Below are 16,198 nucleotides of genomic sequence, written 5' to 3'. Positions count from 1 at the left end.
GGCTTAATGAATGCGGTTACTGGTGCGGTACCCTTATACTTCTCAACGGGTATAAGGGTTCCCCTGTTCTCAAATTTACAAACTCTTGGAGAGATGAGCATGACCGAACGAGCAGCGGTAAGGACTGACCATTATAAAGCTTTTGGCTTCCGTATTGAGAGCGACTTTGTATTACCGGAACTGCCTCTGGCTGGCGAGCGCGAGCCTCTGGACAACATTACGGTACGGCGGACAGACTTGCAGCCTCTCTGGAACAGCTCCATTCATTTCTATGGAAACTTCGCTATTCTGGATCACGGCCGTACGGTTATGTTTCGGGTACCTGGGGCTGCCATATATGCGGTACAGGATGCCTCCTCCATCCTGGTCTCTCCGTTCGATCAGGCGGAAGAGAATTGGGTTCGGCTTTTTATTCTGGGGACTTGTATGGGCATTCTATTGCTGCAGCGCAAAATTATGCCTTTGCACGGCAGCGCCGTAGCTATTGACGGGAAAGCCTATGCCATTATCGGCGAATCCGGGGCGGGCAAATCCACCTTGGCCTTGCACCTGATGTCCGAGGGATATCCGCTGCTTAGCGATGATGTTATTCCCGTCGTGATGACTCGAGGCTCTCCTTGGGTTGTTCCATCTTACCCGCAGCAAAAATTATGGGTGGACACATTGAAGCACATGGGAATGGACAATGCCAATTACACCCCGCTTTATGAGCGTAATACGAAATTTGCCGTGCCCGCGGGGTCCAACTTTCATGAAAAACCACTTCCGTTGGCAAGTATCTTTGAGCTGGTTCCCTGGGATGCAGCCACTCATATTGCGCCGATCCAGGGGATGGAGCGCTTTCGCGTCCTCTTTCACCATACGTACCGTAATTTGTTGGTACAGCCGCTGGGATTGATGGAATGGCACTTCAAGACCCTGTCATCCTTCATTCGCCAGGTCGGGATGTACCGTCTGCACCGTCCCATGGTTGGATTCAGCACGCTTGATCTGACATCGCATATCTTAAACATTATCCGGCAAGGAGAGAATGACCAATGAGCAAACTTCATTCGATCACCCCTGTCGATACGCTTGTTCAATGCGAGGGCCATATCGTTAGCGATATGGCCGGCGAGAAAGTGATGTTAAGCGTCCAGAAGGGAAAATACTATAATCTCGGTACGCTTGGAGGCGAGATCTGGGACATGCTTATCACGCCCGTGAAGGCGGAACATATTATCCGATCCATTTTATCCGCATATGAGGTAGAGTCGTCGGAATGCGAGGAAGACATTCTCCTGTTCCTCTCGGATTTGGAGCATGAGGGCTTAATACGGCATGTGAAGCGGCTATGAACCGGTTGCGAAGATGGATATGGTTATGCCTATCAGATCGGAAGACATTCCTTTTATTCGCGGAAGCTTTTCTTTATTTGGGGTGGGCGCGCATTCTTTTGTATTTCCCGTTCGCGAAGATCTCGCCTCTGCTGGGGAGACGATCCATGGAAACGCCAGAAGTCCATGATCCGTCGCACACGAAAACCATGAAGCATATTCGGAGCGCGATCCAGATCGTGAGCCGGCATACTTTCTGGGAGAGCAAATGCTTGGTAAGGGCGATGGCAGGTATGAAGATGCTTGAAAAAAGAAACCTGCACAGCACGTTATATTTGGGGACCGGGAAAAATAAAAACGGTGAACTGATCGCACACGCCTGGCTCCGCAGCGGCTCGATATACATTACCGGCGCCGAGATGATGAAGCAGTTCGTCGTGGTGGAGAAATTCGCGAAGAGCGCAGGGACAGACCCATGAATTCGATTATTCTGTACATGAAGCGGCTTCATCAAACGGCAGGGTTACAATTAAGCATCAACATTATCGGCATGGTGATCAGCAGTCTCCTGGAGGGCATGACATTTCTTCTGCTCATCCCCATGCTTACGGTTGGCGGTGTTCTGTTGTCAGAGCCGGCTTGGGAGAACAGGCTGCGGTTTTTGAACATCCTGCACAGCTTGCCGCAGGCCTCTTCCCTGGCCATCATTCTAACCGTATACCTGCTGATTGTCGTCACTCAGAACCTCATTCATCGAGCCGTTACGGTCCGCAATGCCGAGATAGAGCAACATTTCAGCCGACAACTGCGTTACGAGAATTACAGTGCTCTTCTAAGAGCGCAATGGCCTTTTTTTATAAATCGCAGAACTTCCGATCTGGTGAATGCCCTTACGATCGAAACCGCCAGAGTCTTGGGGGGAATCAGTCTGCTTCTCCAATTCATTACATCTGCCTTGTTTACCCTCCTTCAGATTATTTTCGCCTTCTGGATCTCACCGAAGATAACGCTGTTCGTTATTGCCTGCGGAGCCATGCTTGCTTTTCTTTCCCGCGGATTTATTCGCAAATCCAAGCAGCTCGGCAGCCAGACGTCCAAGCTCGCCCAAGCTTATTTGGCAGGAATCACGGACCAGCTTCAAGGAATGAAAGATATAAAGAGCAATAACCTGGAACCCTCCCGCTTGGAGTGGCACCAGCAGCTTACCGAAGGAACCATGCAAGAGCAGCTGGATTATGTGCGGCTACGGCTGAATTCCCAGCTGTTGTATAAAATAGCGTCCTCACTGCTTATTGCCGGATTTATCTTTACGTCATTTCGTTTTTTTCCGAGTGAGGGGCCGTCTTTATTGATCGTTATCCTGCTCTTTGCCAGGTTGTGGCCGAGATTTACCAGCCTCCAGTCCAAGCTGGAACAATTAGCCTCGACCATCCCGGCCTTCAAGGCTCTTCAGCAATTGCAGCGTGACTGCAAATTGGCCGCAGATCAGGCGATTACGCTTACCGAATCGCCCGCTCCGGGACCTGGCCATTGGTTCGTTATGCAAGGAATCGAAGTCAGAAATCTTTCGTTTCGCTATCAGCCGCAACTGCCTGTGTATGCTTTGCAAAATATCAGCGTTCATATTCCAGCCCAAGGGATGACCGCTATCGTTGGCAAATCAGGGGCCGGCAAGAGCACGTTTATCGATATCCTTATGGGCCTGATGCAGCCTGAATCCGGTCAAATCCTCGTGGATGGCATAGCGATCACGAATGACAACCTGCTCGCGTACAGACGCTCCATCGGGTATGTGGCGCAGGATCCGTTTCTTTATAATGCGACCATAAGAGAAAACCTGTTGATGGTGAAACCGAGTGCCACGGAGAACGAACTGTGGGAAGCCCTCGATTTTTCCTCGGCAGCTGAATTTGTACGCAAGCTTCCTCACCAATTGGAGACGCTCATTGGAGATCGAGGCATTCGTTTGTCAGGAGGAGAACGGCAGCGCCTGGTCCTGGCAAGAGCCATCATCCGGCAGCCTTCTATCCTTGTTCTGGATGAGGCGACAAGCGCACTGGATACGGAGAATGAAAAAAAGATTCTGACCGCTTTACATCGGTTGAAGGATCGCATTACGGTCATTGTGGTTGCCCATAGGCTGTCCACCATCCAAAACGCGGAACAAATTTTAGTCATACATGACGGGAAATTGGCTGAACAGGGAACCTTTTTGTCATTATCCTCAGAAAAAAAGAGCATATTTGCAAATCTTTTACAAAATCAGGAGGCGCAGCCTGTTAACGTCTATACGCTGTAGCCGCTTTCGGAGGTGGGGGAAATCGGATATAATAGGGACAAGCAGATGTATACACGGAGGTTAAATCATGATCGGAGAACGGATTCAAATCCTTCGAAGGAAGAAAAATTACTCACTGTCAGAACTCTCCGAAAGAGCAGGTGTCGCAAAATCCTATTTAAGCTCAATTGAAAGAGGAATTCAGCAGAATCCTTCCATTCAATTTCTGGAGAAGATTAGTGTTATTCTCGGGGTCTCAGTTGAGGAGCTGCTGCAAGACAAGGAAGCTTCGAATGAAGCTGAGGTGTTGGACGAAGAATGGACTAATCTCGTAAAAGAAGCGATGGCTTCTGGCGTAAGTAAAGAGCAATTCAAAGAATTTCTGGAATATAATAAGTGGAAGCTAACACGCGAAGAGTCATGATGCTCCCTAGCGTTGACGCAGCCCAAAATAAAGAAATCTCCGATTGTTGAGTTCACCGCGCGTTATCTGTAAACATGCCTCAACGAAGGAGATTTCTTTTCGATAATGTCAACAATCGTGAGTTATGCTTCTGAATTGACATGGAGCGGCCATTCAGGATCAGACTGTGCCTGAAAATCGCGAAGAAGTTTACGAATGTCCGCAATGGAAAGGCCCATTTGTCGTGCAGTTAAAATAATAGCTACCCAATCCTTGTCCAATTGTTCATTGTTACCTGTAACCGCTTCAACCATGATTGCATTGCCTCCCGAATTTACTCGGCCGGTTGCACCACTAACTCCACACGCCTAAAGTGCCCAGACAAAAAAGGCGCATTTCATCGTTTCCTAATATATACTTATTAAGTAGTATTATACACGACATTTGACGTTCCATGGTGTCATAGTATGTCGTCTCTGGAGCACTAGTTTTGTCGAATTCGATGATTACCCGGCCGTGATCCTCTCGCAATAACCTTGCGGATTATGAACCTGCCAATTCCAGCTATCTTCACACATGTCGGTAATGCCGTATTTCGGGAACCACCCCAGGCTTATATGGGACTTTGTCGGATCAGCATAGCATATCCCGATATCCCCTGGTCTTCGCCCCACGATTTCATAGGGAATCTGAATCCCCGACACCTTCTCGAAGGAATGGATCATCTCCAGCACCGTAAACCCCCGGCCTGTACCCAGATTGTAAAATTCGACCCCATTTATATGATCCAAATGCTCCAATGCTTTCAGATGGCCTTGCGCCAAATCCACGACATGAATATAATCTCGGATTCCCGTACCGTCTTTTGTAGGGTAATCGGAGCCGTATACTTTAAGCGACGGCAATCTCCCCACAGCTACTTGCGTAATAAACGGCATTAAATTGTTAGGCGTCCCATTAGGGCTCTCTCCGATCTTTCCGCTTTTATGTGCACCGACGGGATTGAAATATCTGAGAATGGAAATTCCCCATCTCGGGTCAGAAGAAGCCAGATCCTGCAGTACTTGCTCAATCATTTGTTTGGTTCTTCCATAGGGACTCACCGCCCCAAGGCTGGCTTCCTCCGAAATGGGAACACATTCCGGTACCCCATACACCGAGGCGGATGAGCTGAATACCAGGCTGTACACGCCATGCTTGGCCATCGCCCTGCACAGAACCAGCGTGCTGGTAAGATTCGTATGGTAGTATTCAAGCGGCACCTGAACCGACTCCCCAACCGCTTTCAGGCCGGCAAAATGGATCACGGCATCGATGCGATGTCCCTCGAATATCCGATTCAAGCGTTGCTCGTCGAGAAGATCCGCTTCATAAAAAGCAAATCCTTTGCCCGTAATATCCGAAATCCGACGAATCGCTTCCGGATGGCTGTTGGAGAAATTATCAAGAACGACGATATCATATCCCGCCTCCAGCATTTCTACGCAAGTATGGCTTCCGATATAACCGGCGCCACCCGTGATCAAAATGGCCATTACCTTGTCTCCTCTCTCCGTATGACCGGATTGAATTTAGTAAGGATCGGCAGCTTTCCCATATTCGCCTTGGCTATGTTCGTTAAGTAGATAAACTCGCTCGATTTGCGAAAGCACACATAGAAGATCAGGTTCGTTACGGACAGGCACAGCAGGACCCTGACGGCGATATCCCATAACAGCGGCAGCGTGAGTAATCCTGCAAGCCAGCCGCATAAGGATGCCGCCAGAAGAACTAACACGGCATGCAGTGCGTAACGGGTAAAATAAGGGCGCAGCGGTTGCAAGAATACGTGCTTATGAAGCAAATAAGGATCAACCCAAAAATAGGTTAGCAATCGGCTAATGACTGTTCCGAGGAATACTCCCGGCATCCCGATGAAGCGTGCAAGCGTAATCGATAATCCGATGTTCATTGCCGCTGCGATCAACGGGCTGTACCTTCCCCTTCGGAACATGCCCGTCGTATCCCGGAACATGGTCGAAGCATTTTGCATCCCCGTCGTATAAAAATTGAGCAGGATCGCAAGCAAGGTCTCCTTGCCGAGGACAAAAGAACCTCCGAGCCATAAAATAATCACGGGATCAAGCAAATTCCACAAACATACGGCACTAAGCCCGAACACCCAAAAATTGGCCAAGCGTAACACACGATAGAAGAAAAACTTCTTCTCCTTATCCTCCGTAGCGTTCAAATTCCCCACGCTGGCCGTTAGAGAATAGAAGAAATAGCTCACAAATGTAGTTAAGGTTGTCAGAATCAAATAATAATTGGAATACAATCCGACCCATATGACGCCAAATAGGTTGGCAATAATCAGATTATCCGTCCCATTGATGACAACGCCGCTCACTTTGTACATAAGCAGGGAGCGCAGGTTCTGAAAAAAGGTCTTCTTCTCTCCTTTGTCCAAAGGAGTGCTGACCGGCTCCCTCAGGAATTCGTACTTTCGGTCTGCCACACGGGAAATATACTTGTTTCTAAGAACGCTCATTCCAATTTGGATCACAAGGAATAGAATGTAGTTTTTCGAACAGAGAAGCACGATGATCTGGATCGTGTTCATGGCAATCACATACACACTATGGATTCGCGATATCACATGCTGCTGCTGGTCGGCCACAATGATGGCCTGTTTGTAAGCGAAGAAGTAGGTAGACACGGAATTGAGCAGAAATAACACATAGATGACTTCGATATGAGAAACCGTCGTTTCCCCCTGAATGAAAACATCAAGAAAAGGAATCAGGGAAAGCCCCAGCACGAGCACAAGCATACCTATGAACAGATAGGCTTTTCGAAATAAATGCATAAAAGCTTTTATCCTGGCCTCGTCCCGATCGGCAAGAGGTTGATACAAGCTGTAAATGATGGCCGTCTCAAAACCGAGATTGGCTAGAGACAGGAGCATGAGCACATCGGAAAACAAGCCGCTCACTCCCAGATACTCAACGCCAAGTGTCCATATAAAAACCGTTCTAACGACAAAACCCATTATGGTGCTAATGGCTTGCCCCAGCAGACCAAAAAAAATGTTATAAAGCGAATTTCGAATTCTCATCCCTGTACCTGCTCTTTTACCTGGTTTCACGGATTTGCTGCAAACCCGTTCTCACTTTCCTTCTAATGATTGGGAAAAATTGCGTTACACGGTAGCGGAACCGTTCTTTTCTTCGCTGGGCCACAAAATCGTACTCCGGAAACCAAGACAGCAGATCCTGATCCTTCACGTTGTCAGGGTTCTCCCGCATGCGCTCCTGGATCGGCTTCCATAACCGTTCGATTTGGATATTCGTGAAAAACTTGACCTCCCGCTTCAAAAACCGCTTCAGAAAACCGGAGAGCTCATCAGGCACCGGAAAACCGTAGTCATTCGGGTCATGGCCCTCTGCCGCAATCCCCATGATCGTTCTTACGCACTTCTCGCATTGGCAGCAGTTTTCTGTGTTGCGATAGCATACCCGGACGGCGGTCTTGTCATTGGCAGCGGCATAGTGATCCACAACCACTTTGACTTTATCCTGCCGGGACAGCTCGTATCCGTCATGGAACACATCGCCCGCTCCGTAACGAATCAGATTGTCCGTCGATGGGTCGGAAGCACATGAATACGTGTTGCCGATCGTATGCGAGCTCGCAATGTAAACCGTTTTCACCTGTAACAAGCAGGCTGCAGGAACCGCAGCCGATATAATCGCCAGACCGTGATGCAGTCCATGCCACCAGGTGTCCCCCAGCGGGCGCCGGAAATCCCGGTCGATTCGCTGAGGATAGACGAAGGTGCCGTAGTTGGACTCCACCAGGATATTGGAGAGCCCTTCCTTGCGGGCAAAAGCTTCCGCATGCTCACGGTCTGCCGTCCATACCTCGCTGTCTGTACAGTCCCCTTCATGCCATCCGTACTCCGTAATGAGCAAAGGCTTCTTATCCCGGTGACGGATATAGGTCGTCAATGCGTCCAATCCCCCGCTAAATAGCACGGCAGCTTCATGCTCCGGTTGATAATGATAGGAAGAAACCTGCCCGACCTTGATTTGCCCCTTGAGCGGGAAATGGGGGAACATCTCCTGATATGCCTGCTTCAGTTCCGCAAGACAGTCATAGAAGGAACGATCCAGTTCGTCGACGTACAGCGTCGCATCCGTAAGCCACGCGAGCGGCATCATGTTCGCCGCAAACGGAATCGACAATATGCTTGCTGGAAGACCCGAGATATCATAGTTATATTTCATGAATAAATGATTGCTTGCTCTGAAGTATTTTTGAAGCCTGGGGTCCACCTGAAAAAAATAGTCCACACGGTTATGATTTACTTTGATTTGTTCCCGCGTCAGTTGTATCATGGGCTTCCTCCTTCAAGACCGATATTACCGCTGCTTGAACTGATCCAACCACGCTTGGATGGCCTCCAGGTTCATCCGGACATTCGTCGCGAATTCCGAATGGATCATGGCTTCAAGGCCGGCGAGATCCGTACGGTCAACGGTATTCAGGGCGTATGTCTCACTCATTCCTCTGGCCCGTTCGTCAACCGCAATAATGATGGAACGTTTCTTGTGACGCATCGCATAAATTCCGGCGTGCAGGCGCGTGCCTACAAAGTCGACATCCGTGCTGAGCACAGCTTCATATTCTTCCAGCGAAGGAGGAATGACGTGAATGCTTGCGGTATTCGATAACGTATGAAAATACGCATAATCATCGGCTCCCTGAACCCAGAAATATACTTTCCTGTAGCTTCTAATCAGAAGATCGATCAGTAGCTGATCTTGACGGGGCGCTCTTGCGTAATCTGTCAACGTAAACACGACGGCATCCGATTTCCCCTTGGGAATATCCTGGCAATGCTCGGGCGTTAACGCCCACATCGTCGGACATCCCGTATTTAACGCCTTGAGCCCCAAATCCGTGACGAATCTCCAGGTTCGTTCATCTCGAACGCTATGCACATATTCATGGGACAACACCTTGCGGTACAGCATTTTCGTGTACCGTTTTATTTTTTCTCCTTTGCCCGCCCCCACCCCCAGGAGAATGCTGCCTTGTAACGGACGATAATTAAACACATTAATATTCCATTGCGGGAAATGGGTGAACATGTCCATGGTCAATAGATTCGTTCCGCCGACAAACTTGTATTTGGCTCTTGTATAGAATTGAACACGTAATGAATCTCGCATCACCTGGAACCAGCCGAAGGGGGAAAGATGTGTGGGCACGGTAAACACATTGGCCTGGCTCGTAATACCAGACAATTGGCGCCTCACGCATTTCATGATGATTTCATCCCCTTTATTCAAGGAACCGACTGAGGTGTCGAGCAGCAGGATGTTATCCATAGCCTCGCCTCCTATCCATTGTCATCCAACAATGCGTATAGTTTATTGAGTTCGCCCGCATTGCCATACTGAGTCCTGCTGCACATGTCCGCGAGCCGGCCTCTTAGCTGCCGATCTCGATATAAATGCTCAATCCCTTCCGCTAAGCCCTCGACCGATAAGTCCGTAATATATCCGTCCTTGCCGTCGGCAACCTGACTCTGTGCCGTAGGATAGCGGGTAATCAGAACAGGCTTGCTCAAAATCTGGGCTTCGGTTACGGTCACGGCTTTCCCCTCGTAACGGGAAGGCTGTACATAGAGATCGGCTTGCTTGATGAAAGGATAGGGATTGTACTGCTTGCCCAGCAAAATGAAATCCTCCTGCAGCCGATTCTTCGCAATGAGACCGCGAATCATCTCCTCGTCCCCGCCATAACCCACAACATACCAGGCAATGTCCTCAAGCCCCTTCTCTCTCAGCTTCTTCAAGGCCATGACAGCCTGGTCGATTCCCTTGGCGTGCGACAAACGGGCGACGGTGACCAATTTGAAGCGCGGATCCGCTGCCATCGGTGAATCAACAGACACCTCGGACATCATCTTGATGTAGTCCGGAGAGATAATGTTTTCGATGACCGTCACCTTGTCTCTCAGGGTTCCGTACTTTGCCAAGAAGGCTTCCCTGCATGAAGGAGATACGGCGATGATATGATCGAACTTGCTCCACAGCTTCAAATCCGAGTGCACATTCGTAGCCACGGTCGAATAATCCGTATGAATCCAGGCTATTTTCGTGCGGGCATCGACTTTCTCGGCAACGTAGTAATGGGGCCATAAGAAGCTTACAGCCGCATCGTAGAGCTGTTTGTTCCGGGGCAGGAAGGGAAGGGTATATCTCCACATCAGCTGCATCTGATGATATCCCGTTTCTGCACACCCTCTCGCTTTCCCGGCCATATCGGCATGCACTTTTGCGGTCAGCCTTCCGAGGCCGATCAGCAGCTGCCGGCTCTTGATAATGTCGCCGATGGACTTGCGGAAGGTGGCATAGGCTCGTTGCTCCTCCAGCAACCGGACTTGTTCGGGGAGCAAAGGCATAAAATCGCCTTGATGGCGATACAGCATCAGCTCCGCCTGATAGCGTTCATAATCAAAATGCTCCAGCAAACCAGCCAGGCTTCTCTCAACTCCTCCAACCTCCATATCGAAGGATGCGAACAGTACTCTTTTCATTTCTGTACACCCACGCTTTTCCTCCACGCCCACAAGAAGGGCCTTAAGGGAATATAGATATAATGAAGCATTCTCGGCAATCGAATGACCTTGACATCCTCGGGATAAGGCATCATGAAGCTTAGAATGAACAAGCATTTATGCCGCAGCGGCATTAACGCGAACAGATGGCGCTTATGGTAGGCTCCGACTTCTTCAGGTATCGGCTCCTTATGGAGATGAACCATCTGCGACAGATAGAACATGGCGCCCTGGGCCAGCCGCACCGATCTACGCCTGCTTGCAAGCTGCTGCAGTTCCGGCGCTAACGGCGCTTGAAGCAGCGACGATGCCAGGACGACAGATTGTCCCCCGGCACGCACACACCGGCGACGCCTCAATCTATTCATGATCTGGCCGTGATCCGGCTGTTGGTTAAGAAGCTGCTTGATATCGAGCAGCCAGCGCAGTCGCGACCAGCCGTGGCGGGCTCCGTGGGTCACGAGAAAGACGAACAAATCCTCTCTTCCCAAATAATAGATCGGGCTGCCGAACAGCGTGCTTCTTCGCTTCCTGAGCCACAACTCGTTAAATTTCGGTTCCTTGGACGGGAACGGGTTCAGCCGCCAATGAAGCTCAACCTTGATGCCCTTGACCGGGTGAAAAAAGGTCAGATGGTGGTGCCGCCATTTCCAGTCCCCCAGTACGGACTCAATGTAGTCATCTTTCTCGTACCCTAGCGTGATAAGTATCGTTTCCGCCCGAACTAATTCGGCCAAGGGAACGAGGAGATCCAGATCCGAGCAGGTGCGAAGCGAGACACTTCCATATAAATCCTGGCCAAGCACAGGTCCCTTCAAAAATAAACAACGCAGACCTCTTCCGGTCAATTCCTTGCCGATATGTTCGATCTCGCTGCTCAGATGAAGCATTCGGAGCGTATTGGCGCAATATTGGCGGTACAGACGTTGAATGACCGCCGGAGGCACCATATCATCGCCCATATCCTTCATCTGCATATACAGCACGGAATAGACTCGGTGATGCATCGCAAGGCGTAAAAATGCATCCCACTTGCAGTCCTTGAAGAGCCCGGCTTTGTCCTTGCGCAAATCCTCGGGACGATCACTTGTAATAATCTCCAGAATCAACTTCATTTCGTTCGTCAGCATGTCTGTGTCCAAGATAAGGGACTTCTCCATGAACTTACTCCTTCAGTCAGATATCGCTCGCTTTAACGAACAAAACAATCTATAATTGTTCTTATTAAAGAACAATATCCTACTGCCATTCTTCCCCGATTCACCTTAACTAGAGGAGGGACCTAAGTTAATGATCGATATTATTGTTTTTGGCGCCGGCGGGCATGCCAAAGCCGTCATTGACGTGATTGAGAAGGCTGGGGAATACCGAATCCTTGGTATCCTCGACAGCCATAAACCGCCTGGTACCGAGTGCTATGGATACGAAATTGTTGGAGATCTGGATTACCTGTCCGCGCATCGGCAACAAATTCAGGGAGGAATCGTGGCCATTGGAGACAACTGGACCCGCTACCGCATCACGCAAAGCATAAGACAGGTCATGCCTGACTTTCGCTTCATTCGGGCCGTACACCCGCACTCTTCTGTCGCGAGAGGAGCCCGAATCGGCGAAGGTTCCGTTATCATGGCCGGCGCCGTAATCGGCAGCGATGCCATCGTCGGAGACCATTGCGTGATGTACACCCGATCCTCGCTCGATCATGACTCGCGGCTCGGACATTACGCGACGCTCGCCCCCAATGCCGCGACCGGTGGACAAGTCCGGATTGGCGACTACAGCATGATCTCTATCGGCGCAAGCGTGATCCACGGCGTGATCATTGGCGAGCATTGCGTCATCGGTGCCGGTGCCGCCGTTCTTCATGATATTCCCGGTTGCTCCATCGCTTACGGCATACCCGCCACAATCGCGAGAACCCGGCAGCCCGGGGAGCGTTATCTGTAGACTTGGGCATTCGCGGACCGAAGGGACAAGAACTCTTGGACGCAGTCAATGACTCTTTGCTGGTCCGCCTCGCTCATTCCCGAACCGGAAGGCAGACAGATCCCGGTCTCGAACAGCTGCTCTGATACCGGCTTCCCTTCGCCATGAGCATAGAACAGGCAATCGTGGAACAGCGGCTGCAGATGCAGCGGCTTCCATACCGGGCGACTCTCGATGTTGACGGCTTCAAGCGCATGGATCAACTCGGCAGGAGCCACGCCGGTTATCCGGTCATCCATAGTTAAGGCGGTTAACCATCGGTTCGATCGGGTGTTTTCCAGTTCAGGCATGAAATGAATTCCGTCTATTCCTCCCAGCGCCTTCCGGTACTTTTCAAAAATGCTCCGCCTCGCCTCAATCCGTTCATTGAGCACCTGAAGCTGCGCACGCCCTATACCCGCTAACACATTGCTCATTCGGTAGTTGAAGCCCGTCACTTGATGCTGGTAATGCAGCGCCGGTTCCCTTGCCTGCGTGGCAAGAAAGCGCGCCCGGCGCAATTCGTCCGGATGATTGGAGATAAGCATTCCGCCGCCTGAGGTAGTAATGATTTTATTTCCGTTGAATGAATAAATGCCAAAGCGTCCCATAGACCCGCTGGCTTTGCCATAATAGAGAGAACCGAGCGATTCTGCCGCATCCTCAATAACCGGAACCTCATAACGCTCGCACGCCTCCATAATTTCATTCATCTTGGCGCTCTGGCCATATAAATGAACGACGATGACCGCTTTGGGGAGGCTTCCGGCCCGCGCCGCTTCGCCCAGCGCCCTCTCCAGGGCCGAGGGAGACATGTTCCAGGTATCCGGTTCCGAATCAATAAACACCGGCTTCGCGCCTGTATATGATATTGGATTCGCACTGGCTACAAACGTCAGACTGGAACAAAATACAAGGTCGCCCTTCCCTGCGCCAAGCAAGGTCAAAGCCAAATGAATCGCTGCGGTGCCCGAACTGACAGCAGCCGCGCCCTTCACTTGGGCATAAGCCGCGATTTCCGCCTCGAACGCATCGACATGGGGCCCGAGCGGAGCAATCCAATTCGTAGTGAAGGCTTCGTTAATCAAGTCTTGTTCCCTTCCACTCGTATGTGGGGGCGATAGCCATATTCTCCGGTTCGCTGTCATCTGCCGACTCCTCTACCTTTCCTGTTCATAGTTCACGGTACCCTTAAATACCGGCATCGTAACATGGTTGCTATGTTGAATGTTTCCGGGCTTCAATACGTGGAAGAACGTCATCCATAAAATTTTCAAATCCAGCCAGAAACTTTGGTGTTCAACATACCAGACATCGTACTTGAACTTCTCCTCCCAGGAGATCGCATTGCGTCCGTTCACTTGGGCCCAGCCCGTGATGCCCGGCTTCACGCAATGTCTCTTGGCCTGCTCTTCGGTATATAGCGGCAGATATTCCATAAGAAGGGGTCTTGGCCCCACCAGGCTAATATCCCCTTTGGCTACATTCCATATCTGGGGAAGCTCGTCAAGACTATATTTCCGGAGGAACTGGCCGAACGGAACCAACCTGTCATGATCCGGAAGCGGCTGGCCCGAGCTGTCCGTCTTGTCCGTCATCGTTCTGAACTTCAACAAATAAAACGGGACCCCATGTTTCCCCGGCCGAATCTGGCGGAACATAACGGGTGAACCGATTCGCATTCGTACCAAGAACGCAATGACGGCCAGCAGCGGCAGCAATAACATCAGCAGCACAATCGCAATAACAAAATCAAATATGCGTTTCATGACTGCGCACCTTTTTGCGATAATATCCTTCTAAGCCTTGCAATGTTCTCCGCACCGATCAAGCGGCTTGCTTTGCGCTTGATGTAGCTCTTTACGCGGACATGGGCAGGAAGCCACGATTGGGCAAAATGGTGGATCGTGTAACTATCGTCGTTGATATAATTGCCTCCATTGATATAATCGTAAGGACTGAAGAACCATCTGGGATAAAAGACAACCCCGCTCGGGAGTGTCTGGTGCTCTCCGTTAAGCTTCAATCCATGCTTCTGGCTGATCCGGCTCATTATGGCCGTATTCGTCGTCAGATCGAACACATCCCCGCCCTGAAGCAGAAAAGGCCTGTCGGCATAATATTGAAGCAGCTCTTCGATCCAGGGATGACGCTTAACGGCCCCCATCGTTCCTGACTGCAAATATTGATGGTCCTCAAATCCCGAGAAGGCTTCATGCACCAGGAAGCGATGCAGCGGCTTGATCACTTCCACATCCGTATCCATGTACACCCCGCCTTCATGATACAAGGCATGGAGTCTGACATAATCGCTAACGAACGCAAATTTACGCGCCTCATAGGCTTCCCTTGCATAAAGATTGGCTTTGACGTCAAAATTATCTTCATTCCATTCGACCAGCTCGTAATCCGGGAGATGCTTCTGCCAGCTTTGAATACACTTTTTGATCAGCTTCGGTTTTTCGCCGCGCCCGAACCAGCAGTAATGCACAACCCGGGGAATTTTCTCCGCTCCGTCCAAGCCCTTTGCCCCCTTATTGAAACCAGATTAAGAAATCACTGCGATATTTAATGCCGAGAACAAACATATTTTCATAAGTAAAGTAGATGCCGTAAATAACCAGAATGCACAAATAAATCAGCTTCTGATCCTTCTTGCGGAAAGCCATGACGATCCATGTTGTCAGAACAATCTGATACAAGTTAAAATAAATGGCCAGTCTGGCGAAAATCCAGTTTTGCGTAGAAATCAGCATAAAAAATGACCCGATCAACGACAAATTGACGATAATATCAATGTCAGCAAACAACATTCGGAGCTTATCCCTTCCCCAATAGGCAACCAGCAGCGGCATCATATAGAAGCCGACCCGAATGATGTTAGCCCCTCCTTCCTTGAACTCTTTATATTCCCCATACTGCGTCTCGCTGAGTGCCGAGAATAGCAAATCGGAAAATTGGTTGAAAAGACCGACGATGAGAACACCGGCAGCCAGCAAGCCAAAAGTCATGCCGGTCCAAGCTTCCCTGCGGACGATAAAATATAAAGGAATAAGGATAAGCGCACTCATATGGAAAACAGAGGCCAGCGCCACTACAACCATGTATTTCTTCCAACTGCCGTTCAGCAAGTAAGCTGTCGCGGCAAAGAGTAAAGCGGCCGCCATATATTGCCGGATGCCGTTCATGGAGACAATGAATGCGCCGGACGTGATGTATACGTACATCGCCAGTTCAAACAATCTCGCATAGCGGTGCATCATAACCACAATCAATACATTCGTTATCAGCGCCGTCACAAATATGAGGATTTGCGGGTCTTCTGAAATTTGTTTCAGAAGCATTTGGAACAGATTGAAGCCAACATCCTTCTCTGTTGCGATCGTCGCCCATGTGAAATTTTTGAGCGCATAAGCATGCATGTAGAAAAACGTATCACCGATATTCTTCCTCAGCCCCGCAACCATGACGATGACGAAGCATACCGCGGCAACGAGCAGCCGGTTCGGCCGGATAGGTATTGGGCTATGGGGAAGGGATACCGCAAAATACCTGGCTGTATATGAAAAAATGAAAACCATCAGAAGCGTAAGCCATATGATCGTCATCGCAGGGTTCCTCTCCCA

The 16,198-nt window shown here is 50.0% G+C and carries 17 protein-coding genes and 1 riboswitch; of the genes, 6 read left to right on the top strand and 11 right to left on the bottom strand.

Features of this window, described 5'->3' with window-relative positions:
• Window positions 1-6: 6 nt before the first annotated feature.
• The 5 genes from FLT43_RS18925 (at window position 7) to FLT43_RS18905 (ending at window position 4,018) form a co-directional block, all read left to right on the top strand.
• Window positions 7-1,041 carry an aldolase gene (locus FLT43_RS18925; RefSeq protein WP_181823464.1) on the top strand — a complete coding sequence of 345 codons (1,035 nt, stop codon included), beginning with the start codon at window positions 7-9 and terminating at the stop codon, window positions 1,039-1,041.
• Window positions 1,038-1,337, top strand: coding sequence for a lasso peptide biosynthesis PqqD family chaperone (locus FLT43_RS18920; RefSeq protein ID WP_087444108.1), 300 nt, complete (start codon window positions 1,038-1,040; stop codon window positions 1,335-1,337). The genes FLT43_RS18925 and FLT43_RS18920 overlap by 4 nt, the downstream gene beginning before the upstream one ends.
• Window positions 1,334-1,795: a lasso peptide biosynthesis B2 protein gene (locus FLT43_RS18915; RefSeq protein WP_087444109.1), complete on the top strand. Its 462-nt coding sequence runs from the start codon at window positions 1,334-1,336 to the stop codon at window positions 1,793-1,795. The genes FLT43_RS18920 and FLT43_RS18915 overlap by 4 nt, the downstream gene beginning before the upstream one ends.
• Entirely contained in the window at window positions 1,792-3,615 is a 1,824-nt protein-coding gene (locus FLT43_RS18910; RefSeq protein ID WP_087444110.1) for an ABC transporter ATP-binding protein, read from the top strand. The genes FLT43_RS18915 and FLT43_RS18910 overlap by 4 nt, the downstream gene beginning before the upstream one ends.
• 67 nt (window positions 3,616-3,682) lie before the next feature.
• Window positions 3,683-4,018 carry a helix-turn-helix domain-containing protein gene (locus tag FLT43_RS18905; protein ID WP_087444111.1) on the top strand — a complete coding sequence of 112 codons (336 nt, stop codon included), beginning with the start codon at window positions 3,683-3,685 and terminating at the stop codon, window positions 4,016-4,018.
• Window positions 4,019-4,140: 122 nt separating this feature from the next.
• Here the strand turns inward: FLT43_RS18905 and FLT43_RS18900 are convergent, their stop codons facing one another.
• The 7 genes from FLT43_RS18900 to FLT43_RS18870 form a co-directional block, all read right to left on the bottom strand.
• Entirely contained in the window at window positions 4,141-4,311 is a 171-nt protein-coding gene (locus FLT43_RS18900; RefSeq protein ID WP_115057747.1) for an anti-repressor SinI family protein, read from the bottom strand.
• Between the two features lie 17 nt (window positions 4,312-4,328).
• Window positions 4,329-4,414, bottom strand: a riboswitch (cyclic di-GMP riboswitch).
• Between the two features lie 89 nt (window positions 4,415-4,503).
• Complete coding sequence (gene galE, locus FLT43_RS18895) at window positions 4,504-5,532, bottom strand: UDP-glucose 4-epimerase GalE (RefSeq protein WP_087444112.1); 1,029 nt, start codon at window positions 5,530-5,532, stop codon at window positions 4,504-4,506.
• Complete coding sequence (locus tag FLT43_RS18890) at window positions 5,532-7,094, bottom strand: lipopolysaccharide biosynthesis protein (RefSeq protein ID WP_115057748.1); 1,563 nt, start codon at window positions 7,092-7,094, stop codon at window positions 5,532-5,534. The genes galE and FLT43_RS18890 overlap by 1 nt, the downstream gene beginning before the upstream one ends.
• Before the next feature lie 16 nt (window positions 7,095-7,110).
• The gene (locus FLT43_RS18885) at window positions 7,111-8,376 is read right to left on the bottom strand and encodes a peptidase (protein ID WP_087444113.1); all 1,266 of its coding nucleotides are present in this window, start codon (window positions 8,374-8,376) and stop codon (window positions 7,111-7,113) included.
• Between the two features lie 24 nt (window positions 8,377-8,400).
• A complete protein-coding gene (locus FLT43_RS18880) occupies window positions 8,401-9,372 on the bottom strand; it encodes a polysaccharide pyruvyl transferase family protein (RefSeq protein WP_087444114.1) in 972 nt (323 codons plus the stop codon).
• 11 nt (window positions 9,373-9,383) lie between these two features.
• Window positions 9,384-10,586 carry a glycosyltransferase gene (locus FLT43_RS18875; RefSeq protein ID WP_087444115.1) on the bottom strand — a complete coding sequence of 401 codons (1,203 nt, stop codon included), beginning with the start codon at window positions 10,584-10,586 and terminating at the stop codon, window positions 9,384-9,386.
• Window positions 10,583-11,767 carry a nucleotidyltransferase domain-containing protein gene (locus FLT43_RS18870; RefSeq protein ID WP_087444116.1) on the bottom strand — a complete coding sequence of 395 codons (1,185 nt, stop codon included), beginning with the start codon at window positions 11,765-11,767 and terminating at the stop codon, window positions 10,583-10,585. Before FLT43_RS18870 ends, FLT43_RS18875 begins: the two co-directional genes overlap by 4 nt.
• Before the next feature lie 130 nt (window positions 11,768-11,897).
• Between FLT43_RS18870 and FLT43_RS18865 the strand changes: the two genes are divergently transcribed.
• Window positions 11,898-12,554, top strand: coding sequence for an acetyltransferase (locus tag FLT43_RS18865; protein ID WP_087444117.1), 657 nt, complete (start codon window positions 11,898-11,900; stop codon window positions 12,552-12,554).
• Here FLT43_RS18865 and FLT43_RS18860 read toward each other — a convergent pair.
• The 4 genes from FLT43_RS18860 to FLT43_RS18845 are packed head-to-tail and all read right to left on the bottom strand — an operon-like array spanning window position 12,545 to window position 16,180.
• Window positions 12,545-13,720 carry an aminotransferase class I/II-fold pyridoxal phosphate-dependent enzyme gene (locus tag FLT43_RS18860; protein ID WP_087444118.1) on the bottom strand — a complete coding sequence of 392 codons (1,176 nt, stop codon included), beginning with the start codon at window positions 13,718-13,720 and terminating at the stop codon, window positions 12,545-12,547. The genes FLT43_RS18865 and FLT43_RS18860 overlap by 10 nt on opposite strands.
• A gap of 12 nt (window positions 13,721-13,732) precedes the next feature.
• Entirely contained in the window at window positions 13,733-14,341 is a 609-nt protein-coding gene (locus FLT43_RS18855) for a sugar transferase (RefSeq protein WP_087444119.1), read from the bottom strand.
• Complete coding sequence (locus FLT43_RS18850) at window positions 14,338-15,093, bottom strand: glycosyltransferase family 32 protein (protein ID WP_087444120.1); 756 nt, start codon at window positions 15,091-15,093, stop codon at window positions 14,338-14,340. The genes FLT43_RS18855 and FLT43_RS18850 overlap by 4 nt, the downstream gene beginning before the upstream one ends.
• Before the next feature lie 13 nt (window positions 15,094-15,106).
• Window positions 15,107-16,180: an EpsG family protein gene (locus FLT43_RS18845; RefSeq protein ID WP_087444121.1), complete on the bottom strand. Its 1,074-nt coding sequence runs from the start codon at window positions 16,178-16,180 to the stop codon at window positions 15,107-15,109.
• Between the last annotated feature and the right edge of the window lie 18 nt (window positions 16,181-16,198).

This window comes from Paenibacillus thiaminolyticus (genome assembly GCF_007066085.1).
Lineage (GTDB): Bacteria > Bacillota > Bacilli > Paenibacillales > Paenibacillaceae > Paenibacillus_B > Paenibacillus_B thiaminolyticus.
The sequence above is the reverse complement of the archived record's forward strand: the minus strand, read 5'-3'. Positions and strand labels throughout refer to the sequence as shown.

Coding starts and splice junctions, on each gene's coding strand:
- FLT43_RS18925 (WP_181823464.1), top strand. CDS start 7: ATGAATGCGGTTACTGGTGCGGTACCCTTATACTTCTCAACGGGTATA.
- FLT43_RS18920 (WP_087444108.1), top strand. CDS start 1,038: ATGAGCAAACTTCATTCGATCACCCCTGTCGATACGCTTGTTCAATGC.
- FLT43_RS18915 (WP_087444109.1), top strand. CDS start 1,334: ATGAACCGGTTGCGAAGATGGATATGGTTATGCCTATCAGATCGGAAG.
- FLT43_RS18910 (WP_087444110.1), top strand. CDS start 1,792: ATGAATTCGATTATTCTGTACATGAAGCGGCTTCATCAAACGGCAGGG.
- FLT43_RS18905 (WP_087444111.1), top strand. CDS start 3,683: ATGATCGGAGAACGGATTCAAATCCTTCGAAGGAAGAAAAATTACTCA.
- FLT43_RS18900 (WP_115057747.1), bottom strand. CDS start 4,311: ATGGTTGAAGCGGTTACAGGTAACAATGAACAATTGGACAAGGATTGG.
- galE (WP_087444112.1), bottom strand. CDS start 5,532: ATGGCCATTTTGATCACGGGTGGCGCCGGTTATATCGGAAGCCATACT.
- FLT43_RS18890 (WP_115057748.1), bottom strand. CDS start 7,094: ATGAGAATTCGAAATTCGCTTTATAACATTTTTTTTGGTCTGCTGGGG.
- FLT43_RS18885 (WP_087444113.1), bottom strand. CDS start 8,376: ATGATACAACTGACGCGGGAACAAATCAAAGTAAATCATAACCGTGTG.
- FLT43_RS18880 (WP_087444114.1), bottom strand. CDS start 9,372: ATGGATAACATCCTGCTGCTCGACACCTCAGTCGGTTCCTTGAATAAA.
- FLT43_RS18875 (WP_087444115.1), bottom strand. CDS start 10,586: ATGAAAAGAGTACTGTTCGCATCCTTCGATATGGAGGTTGGAGGAGTT.
- FLT43_RS18870 (WP_087444116.1), bottom strand. CDS start 11,767: ATGGAGAAGTCCCTTATCTTGGACACAGACATGCTGACGAACGAAATG.
- FLT43_RS18865 (WP_087444117.1), top strand. CDS start 11,898: ATGATCGATATTATTGTTTTTGGCGCCGGCGGGCATGCCAAAGCCGTC.
- FLT43_RS18860 (WP_087444118.1), bottom strand. CDS start 13,720: ATGACAGCGAACCGGAGAATATGGCTATCGCCCCCACATACGAGTGGA.
- FLT43_RS18855 (WP_087444119.1), bottom strand. CDS start 14,341: ATGAAACGCATATTTGATTTTGTTATTGCGATTGTGCTGCTGATGTTA.
- FLT43_RS18845 (WP_087444121.1), bottom strand. CDS start 16,180: ATGACGATCATATGGCTTACGCTTCTGATGGTTTTCATTTTTTCATAT.